7 protein-coding genes and 1 pseudogene are annotated in these 7,707 nt (G+C 53.3%); all 8 read right to left on the bottom strand.

What is annotated here, in order from left to right; all coding sequences use genetic code 11:
- Positions 1-127: 127 nt before the first annotated feature.
- Positions 128-416, bottom strand: a pseudogene (locus WA983_RS11425) (transposase); the annotation flags it as partial.
- 85 nt (positions 417-501) lie between these two features.
- Positions 502-1,236: a phosphocholine cytidylyltransferase family protein gene (locus WA983_RS11420; RefSeq protein ID WP_424312060.1), complete on the bottom strand. Its 735-nt coding sequence runs from the start codon at positions 1,234-1,236 to the stop codon at positions 502-504.
- A complete protein-coding gene (locus WA983_RS11415; protein ID WP_424312059.1) occupies positions 1,233-2,018 on the bottom strand; it encodes a 3'(2'),5'-bisphosphate nucleotidase CysQ family protein in 786 nt (261 codons plus the stop codon). The genes WA983_RS11420 and WA983_RS11415 overlap by 4 nt, the downstream gene beginning before the upstream one ends.
- Positions 2,011-2,604, bottom strand: coding sequence for a gamma-glutamyl-gamma-aminobutyrate hydrolase family protein (locus tag WA983_RS11410; protein WP_424312058.1), 594 nt, complete (start codon positions 2,602-2,604; stop codon positions 2,011-2,013). Before WA983_RS11410 ends, WA983_RS11415 begins: the two co-directional genes overlap by 8 nt.
- Positions 2,601-4,922 carry a PEP-utilizing enzyme gene (locus WA983_RS11405; protein WP_424312057.1) on the bottom strand — a complete coding sequence of 774 codons (2,322 nt, stop codon included), beginning with the start codon at positions 4,920-4,922 and terminating at the stop codon, positions 2,601-2,603. The genes WA983_RS11410 and WA983_RS11405 overlap by 4 nt, the downstream gene beginning before the upstream one ends.
- A 14-nt stretch (positions 4,923-4,936) precedes the next feature.
- Entirely contained in the window at positions 4,937-5,686 is a 750-nt protein-coding gene (locus WA983_RS11400; RefSeq protein WP_424312056.1) for a class I SAM-dependent methyltransferase, read from the bottom strand.
- Positions 5,683-6,216: an adenylyl-sulfate kinase gene (locus WA983_RS11395; RefSeq protein WP_424312055.1), complete on the bottom strand. Its 534-nt coding sequence runs from the start codon at positions 6,214-6,216 to the stop codon at positions 5,683-5,685. The genes WA983_RS11400 and WA983_RS11395 overlap by 4 nt, the downstream gene beginning before the upstream one ends.
- The gene (locus WA983_RS11390; RefSeq protein ID WP_424312054.1) at positions 6,213-7,406 is read right to left on the bottom strand and encodes a hypothetical protein; all 1,194 of its coding nucleotides are present in this window, start codon (positions 7,404-7,406) and stop codon (positions 6,213-6,215) included. The genes WA983_RS11395 and WA983_RS11390 overlap by 4 nt, the downstream gene beginning before the upstream one ends.
- Between the last annotated feature and the right edge of the window lie 301 nt (positions 7,407-7,707).

Genomic DNA, 7,707 nt, shown 5'->3' with positions numbered 1-7,707 from the left:
ACGCGATTACAACGAATATCGTCCCCACGAATCGCTGGGGAACGTTCCACCGGTGCAGTTTCTGCCTCGGTTAACAACGGCCCCGAACCTCTATCAAGCGATGTCTACTTGACGGGGGAGCTTACGCCTGCACCGAACCGTGCCTGGTCAAGAGCGTCTTGGCGCGCACGCCGTTGCGCTCATCGGTCTGCGCGGCAGGCTTGTCCTCGCCGGGGCGGTAGCCCAGATGCACGTTCATCTCGGCGACCATGGCCCGCTCGATGACCGCACGGCCAAAGGCGTCGATCAGGTCCTCGACCTCCATGGCTGACATCGGGCCTTCCACCAGACCGTCCAGTAGGTGCTCAGGCAGCTAGGGCAGCCGCGCGGGCGGCCGCCTGGGCTGCGGTGGATGGTTTCTTGTGTTTCACGGGCATATCCATGATCGGTTTCTCTCATGCTATGCCTCGCCCACGAAATTCCGGACAATATTCGATCCCGATTTTCAAAAAATGCCGATTATCAAATGCTACCGATGAGAGTCCTCTGAAAAACCGCCAAATCACTTTGAGTATCGACTTCCCCCCACTTTCCTTCATATCTTAAAGCTTGTACAGGCACGTTACCTCGTTCGACCATAGCCTGCAGGGTTCCTGTGCAGTGCATTCTGTCTCGCTGTGCAGGATTGAGCTCAGCGCGTATGTTTTGAATTTCGATCCACGATTGCGGGGTGAACTTTAGTAGCCCCATGTATTGCCCTTGTATGTCCTGGACAGACCTGGGTTTTCTCCCGATTTCCACGAGAGTGTTACTTTCTTTGATGCGGAAGGTTTCGGCATCCAATAATGGGTCGCCAAAGCGCGCCGTCCAGAGTGACAGCCAGTTGGGATCATAGGTGATCGCCATTGTGGCTGTGCTTTCCACCAGGAGCTTTACCGCTGCAGGTTCGTAGAAAATGTCAGAATAGCTGACGATGCAGGGCTCACTCGTTAGCCATTCTTGTGCGCATTCCAGTGAAGTAACCATATTGGTCTCCGCCCAGCGTGGGTTGTGGAATTCTTGTAAGCCATAACTGGATAGCAATTCTCGCCGGTAGCCGGTGACGATGCCGATATCTTCAATGCCAGCGGCTTTCAATGCTGCGAGTTGCCACTCCAAGAGCGGTTTCCCTTGTAGGCGGACAAGGCATTTTGGTGCGTCATCCGTCATCTCCTCCATACGGCTACCGCGACCGGCAGCCAGAATCAGTGCTTTCATAATAGCTTCTCCGGATAGTCTTGGAGAGTGAATTGATCGATGGTGTATGGCGCACGAAAAGCGATGAGCCGAGGGTTGCGGCGGCGGGCCTTGCCGTAGCGCAGGGGTTCTTTGCGATGCCAATCGAGTACTGCACCGCCCACTGCCTCCAGCACGGCTTGCCCTGCTGCGGTGTCCCACTCGGAGCTACCGATAAGACGTGGATATACATCGGCCTGCCCAGTGGCGAGATAGCCGTATTTCAGTGCGGATCCGACGGCTACTTCGCTGGCAATAGCGTTGTGTTGCGCGAAAGTGGCGTTGTCTGGGGGGGCGTGGAAACGACTCACGGTCATGCGACATGTGGCGTTTGCAGGCAGAGGCGCGCAGACGGCTGTTTCTCGCGTATTCGTGTAGGTTGCACCAAGGCTGATGCCGCCGGCGTACATTTCGTTGGAGGCTGGGGCGAAAACGACGCCAAGTACGGGCCGGTTTGCTTCTATTAACGCGATGTTGACAGTGAATTGATCATTTTTGGCGAGAAAATCCTTGGTGCCATCCAGTGGGTCTACCAGCCAGTATCGGTAGCTATCGAGTTTTAAGTCACCACCTTCTTCAGATACGATGTCGATGCCCGTTTGCGCTAGGAGATCACTGATCAGAGCATGGGATTTCTGATCGGCAATCGTCAGTGGTGAGCCATCATGCTTGAGATTGACTGTCGAGGATAAGTGGTAGTACTTCAGAATTTCCGTACCCGCACGACGTGCAACTGTAGCAGCATAATCCAGCAGTTCATGCATAGAAAATTTCTCGTGCTCGGTTCAGATCTCGTGCAGAAAAGGGGATTTCCCGTTCGGGATGCCACATCCAGCCTTCGAAGGGGAGTTGGCGATGATGGATCGCTTCAATAGCACCATCCTCTGACGTAGCCAGCACCACATATCCATCGGGGCAGGTTTCAAGTGCGTAGTTATGAAAGCTGTTGGCCTTGCCAGCTAGGGCTCCGGAAAGTGTGTGGTGGGTGCGAACATGGCCTTCGATCTGCACCAGACGTGCACCGGCTGTTAGCCCCATCATTTGCATTCCTCTGCAGATGCCAAGCACAGGCAGGCGCCGTGTGGTGGCCCAGACTAATAGTGCACGTTCCGTGTTATCGCGATCCGGCTGTGTGCCGATATCGTTGCCTCCGGATAAAACAAGCCCTTCGGGTGAGACGGCATCAAGCCATGTATCGAGTTGGCCGGCAGCATGCAGAGTATTGGGTACGGGGAAGGCCAGTGCGCCGATTGCATCGAGGAAGCAGGATAACCTCTGATCGACGGCATCGTGCCGTTCACCCCGATCGGCCAGGGTATCGATACGTTGGCTGATAAGAATCCGTTTCACGTCACAAGCTCCACGCGCCGCCCTGCGCAATCGATATGCAGACGCTGGGCGCTTGACCACCGGCGGTAGAGTACCTCGCCTGCGCCGATGACCGCAGGAAGGCCCAATTCGCCTGCGCGGATGGCCATATGCGAGTTTGCACCGCCCCAGGCCGTAATCAAACCTGCTATGGGGTGGGAAAACAGCCAATCGAACCCGGGATCCGCATTTGAGATGCATACAATGGCCCCTGCCAGCGAACTCTTGTCATCGCAGCTGACGACGGGGGCCGTTACTTGTTTTTGTGTGATGTAGTTTGGAGCCGTTTCTGGCCATTCAAAACCCCAGACATCTTCTGGTGCGGCAATCAGCGGCGGCATCGACAATTGTTTGGTTTCGTGATGGCGCTTGCGGCCTTGCTCGATGCTTGTAGCCAGCAATTCCCTGGCATCGACTGCAGCAACGTGCATTTCACGGAAAACGGCGACATCGCTATAGGCCAGATCGTCCAGGGTGAAGCCGTATTGTGCACCCACTTGCGCCATCAGCGCCATGGCATCGGAAAGGTTGCGGGTGAAGTGAAATTTCGCCAATTCGCGCAACTCGATCCCCTCTTGCATGAAATCCATTAGTCCTACGGCATCTGGTTCTAGGCCATGTGCTGCCAGCAGGTGTACCATTTCGCGCATTTGCGGTAAGGTTAACGAAAAAGGTTGGGCTGCGGAGTGACTGGCGACAGGCCTTTGCTGCCAGTCAAAATAGAGGTCCGGTGTTTCGTCGTAGCGAGGCGATAATACGTCATAGGTGCCGGGACGCAGATGCCCGTAGCGTGATAAGAATGTCGTCTTGTCCAGAATGGAGCGATCACGGGCGAGTTGCCCGCTGACTGTAGAGACGGAGGCCACAAAGGCATCGTAGTCCTGTTGGCTGAAAACTCCGACTGTCACCAGCGATTTCAGCATCTGAATAGCGATAAAGCCAGCACGCGCCAGCCCGGCGAAGGGGAGGGTGCCGTAGCGTTTACCGTCTTCCAGCAGCCAGTAGATTCGCTCCAGCGGATCGCTGGGGCCTGCCAGCAGGGCTTCGCGTCGTGCCTGCAACGTGTCCAGTTTGCTTGCATCGGTGCGCCATAATCCGTTCTGCTGATTGATAATGCGGTTGGTCAGTCGGCGGAGGCTTTCAGCGATCTCGTGCTGTTCACTCGTATTGAATCCGGCTTCAGCCAGTTTTTCGACGCGCTTTGGCAGGTCTAGGGTGTAGCAGGAAAAAACAACCTCAAATTCTACCTTGTCATGCAGTGAAGGCTCGGCCAACAGTCGGTCAATATAGTAATCGACCAACCGCGCGGCTAGACCCTCGTCAAGATCGGCGGGGATGAAAGAATTGAAAGACAGCCTGACATCCACGTAGGGCAGGCCGAAAAAATGCGGCATGAGTGGGAAGCTGCGCAGGTTGCGATAGCCGTAATTGTTGCGCTGGTAGGCCCAGATCGAATCAGTGACCAGCTCACGGTAAAGCGATAAAGCTAGCGGCTTTGGGCGCACGCCGATGATTTCGGCAGGGTTCCAGTCTGGCATGACGCCATAAACTGTGCGTCGGCCCATCACAAAAGGATGTGGCTGCATCCCTCGCCGCACTTTTTCTTCGATCTGCTGCAGCCGGTGCGCTTGCGCCTCGGTTGCTTGTGGGCGTTGACGCAGCACCAGAGGCCGGGCCTGCAGCAGCCACAAATCCTCAGCGCCGGCAGAGCCCTGGGTCATGGCAAATTCGCAGTCAATGGCTTGGTCATCGAAAAGCCGCAGCAACTCATCCAGCATGGGAAAGATCAGAGCTAGATGGCCGGGCGGCGGCACCGTAGACAGCGCAGCCCGTTGATAGATGCGCCCGCCCGCACCGCTTGTCACGACGGCGGTGTCGTCGCCCTCGCTCCAGTTGATCATCCGATAAGGGGCTGAAGTGTTAGGATCGTGTGTGAAGGCAACACCAGATCGCGTCACGCCAGCCAGCATCGGCTGAATCAGCACTTCGTCGCTTTCTTCTGCATCACCGTAGGAGGCGATGACTTTCTCGACAGCGTGTTCGACATCGCCAGGCAAAACATTGGCTAATGACAGGAACGCGCCTGCGTTCGATTCCATGTCGCCATCTTCCCGGCCGCAGCTCGACCGCACGATGACCGACTGCACCTCCAGATCTTGCCGGATTTTGAGCAGGCAGGCCTGTCGATCTTGGTGCCATTCGGCAACTGAGAAATGGACGAGCGGCAGAATGTGTGCTGAAGTCAGCTTGCCGCGCAGGGCGGCCAGCGTACGAGCTTTGGTTGAGAACTCAAGCGACATGGCAGAATCGTGTATTAATGCAACTGGGCGATCCAAATATTGGTGGTGTAGGGAATTTGGATGGAATGAGTTCCCAGTCCCTTCAGGTATGCCTCGATCTCATTGATGATGGCATTGAAGGCTGCGCCTGCCTGTCGTTCCAGCGTTGCATGCGAGCGCCAAGCTTCGACGCAGTCTTTGATGGATTGGATATGGATAACGCGAGAGTCGAGATGGGTCACTGGGCCAAACAGGCCGCTGGCATCGACGATGGCAGTCTGATCTTCACGGCGTGAGCCGTAGTTGTAGGCATCAATGTGTGATTTGATAATGCTTTCGATACGAGATTGGATTGGATCATCCAGGTAGCGATGGTTCCACATGCAGGCGAACCAACCCTTCGGCTTGAGAATGCGCGCAGTTTCCTTGAGGGCTGCAGGGCGGTCGCAAACATTGAACGAGCTGCCGAAAGTCACCAAGGAAAAGGCTTGGCTCGCTTGCCCGGTCTGTTCGCCGGTGCCTTCGTGCCAGCGCACGTTTGTCATCGAGCTAGTGCGCTTGATTCCGTTGGTGCGCATGGCATCGTTTGGTTCAACCGCTGTTACCTCAAAGCCGCGCGCACCCAGCATAAGAGTCAGGTGGGCAACACCTGCGCCTACATCGCAAATTGTTTCTCCGGTCGTGGCGCCCGCAATCTTGAGCATGGAGTCAATGGCTGCGCCTGAGTAATCAGGGCGTTGCAGATAAGCATCAGCCAGGGAAGTGTAGTCCCATTCAGTTTTCATTGGTTTTCTCGCATTAATTTTAAGAAAATATACTCAGCCGTTTCGTCGGGTGAGCGGCTAGGGTTGAATTCGATCAGGATTTCTGGCTGTGCCGGTTCGTCGATAGAAAAATCCAGCCCTGCCACATTGTGGACTTCGCCTGCTGCGTGTCGGTGGTAGATGCCTTTTGGATCTCGGCGACGAAGTTCTTCGAGAGGAACTTTGAGATAGATCTCAAAATATCCAGGTTGATTTTCGCGATTCCAGTCATGTATTTCTCGGAACAAGGAAATCGTTGCTATAACGACTGTAAACCCTTGGGATGCGAGCAGACGACACAGGCGTGCATAGCGCGTCGCCAGAGCTAGCCGTTGGTTTCGATCGTGATGGCTGCCGTCTCGTGAGTCGGCTGCCAAGACTTCGCGCAATTCGTCGCCATCGAGGAAGATGGTCTTCGGCTCTATGGCGCGCAATTTGCTCACCAGGATGGCGGAAAGCGTGGATTTCCCTGCTCCCGAGAGGCCTGTAATCCAGATGGTTCGCCCGTTCATGCTGCTATCTGCATGCTATAAGAAATTTCACCGAAGGCGTCAATCTGAATGACGTCTTCGGTCGCCGTGTTGCCACCTAGAATATTCGAAAAATACTCAGTCTGAGGACTTTTCAGGAAAAGTTCCTTATTGCAATAATTTTCGTAGTGGCTAAATAGTTCGTTTTCATTGGCGGCGGCTAAGTAGTGGATATGCTTTTCGAGTTCAGAGATGGTGTGTGCCATGGGGACATGCTCGCCTATACTATCTACAAACCAGCGAGTGATATGACTATCGAGTGCTTCGGTTGGTACGAAATAGATGGGTGGCATGGCTCTCCGTAGCATGAAGGAAGTGCCACCAGTGGACGCGTCTGTGATGACGAGATCGCATTTGTCGTAGAACGTGGATGATGGGCTTTCCGGTGAGTCGATGGTCACATTTCCTAATTTGATTAATGTTTCGCAAAGCTGCTTGATGCTTGGCATTGTTTGAAAATCGTTTGGGTAAGGGCGAAAGACGATCTTGCTTTGCGGAAATTTACAGAAAAGCATCTGAATTATTTGATCGATGCTGCGGTAAAGCGAGACTTTTTCTTGAATCGCGCCTATCGCTGTTGGTAGCAGGCCGATTGTAAATTTTTCCGTGCGATCTGTCCCTCTTGGTGTTTTTGTATGTTGCTTTTCCTTCTTCATCGGGCGGGTTGGCATGATGAATGTTTTTCTGAGGTCCGATCGAATCAAGGGGCCATTGACGTTGATCTTGAGATCGCGCCTTTGTGAGCGGTAGAAAGACATGCCGTTAGCCAGCATTTGCATGCTGGCCTTGGATGCAGATGTGACTATATCAAAGTAGGAGATGAGTTCCGCAAACATGAAGTCGTTGTTTACGGGCATGACCGATGTGCCATGCATAATTATCGCTGTTGTGATTGACGGGTCAATATATTGACCTAAGGATGCTTCGTTGGAAAACAAAAAATCAACATCTTGCCCACGCAATTTTGGTAGTAATTCAAGATCAACATCGTGGGTTTGCCGATCAATGATCTTGGATACTTGGTTAGCGCTCATTTTTGTTTTTGCCGGTATATTCAAGGCAACTACATCTGCGTTTTCAGGTAGATTTAGTGATGCTTGTCTCAAGTATTCAGTATAGGTTTCGCCACCGTTTAAAACTCCGTTCAGGAGTAAAATTTTTTTGGGGATCATGAGTGGGTCTCGAATTGTTCAAAAACAAGCTGAGGGTGATGAGAGGCGTGGCAGCTCTCTAGCATAGATTATTTTTTTGACTTGGCTCCTGCTGGCGTCAGTCTGAAGTTCCCCGTTGTTCGATTAATTGACTGGCTCCTGCCTCTTATAAAATGTGCATGGAAAGTTGTGCCTGTGTGTGTTCTGTAATGTTGAGCACAGACGTACGACTGGGTGTAGAAGTGTGGTCTAATTTTCTAATTCATTGATTTTGTTGGATTAAATTTTCGAGGTTCAGTTGCTTCCTAAGCTCTTTTGCGCA

It is taken from the genome of Castellaniella sp. (assembly GCF_049650445.1).
Classification (GTDB): domain Bacteria; phylum Pseudomonadota; class Gammaproteobacteria; order Burkholderiales; family Burkholderiaceae_B; genus Castellaniella.
This window is presented reverse-complemented; position numbering and strand designations above follow the sequence as displayed.

Bases quoted from the DNA above. Each gene is read 5' to 3' on its own strand.
- WA983_RS11395 (WP_424312055.1), bottom strand. From the start codon at position 6,216: ATGAACGGGCGAACCATCTGGATTACAGGCCTCTCGGGAGCAGGGAAA.
- WA983_RS11400 (WP_424312056.1), bottom strand. From the start codon at position 5,686: ATGAAAACTGAATGGGACTACACTTCCCTGGCTGATGCTTATCTGCAA.
- WA983_RS11420 (WP_424312060.1), bottom strand. From the start codon at position 1,236: ATGAAAGCACTGATTCTGGCTGCCGGTCGCGGTAGCCGTATGGAGGAG.
- WA983_RS11405 (WP_424312057.1), bottom strand. From the start codon at position 4,922: ATGTCGCTTGAGTTCTCAACCAAAGCTCGTACGCTGGCCGCCCTGCGC.
- WA983_RS11415 (WP_424312059.1), bottom strand. From the start codon at position 2,018: ATGCATGAACTGCTGGATTATGCTGCTACAGTTGCACGTCGTGCGGGT.
- WA983_RS11390 (WP_424312054.1), bottom strand. From the start codon at position 7,406: ATGATCCCCAAAAAAATTTTACTCCTGAACGGAGTTTTAAACGGTGGC.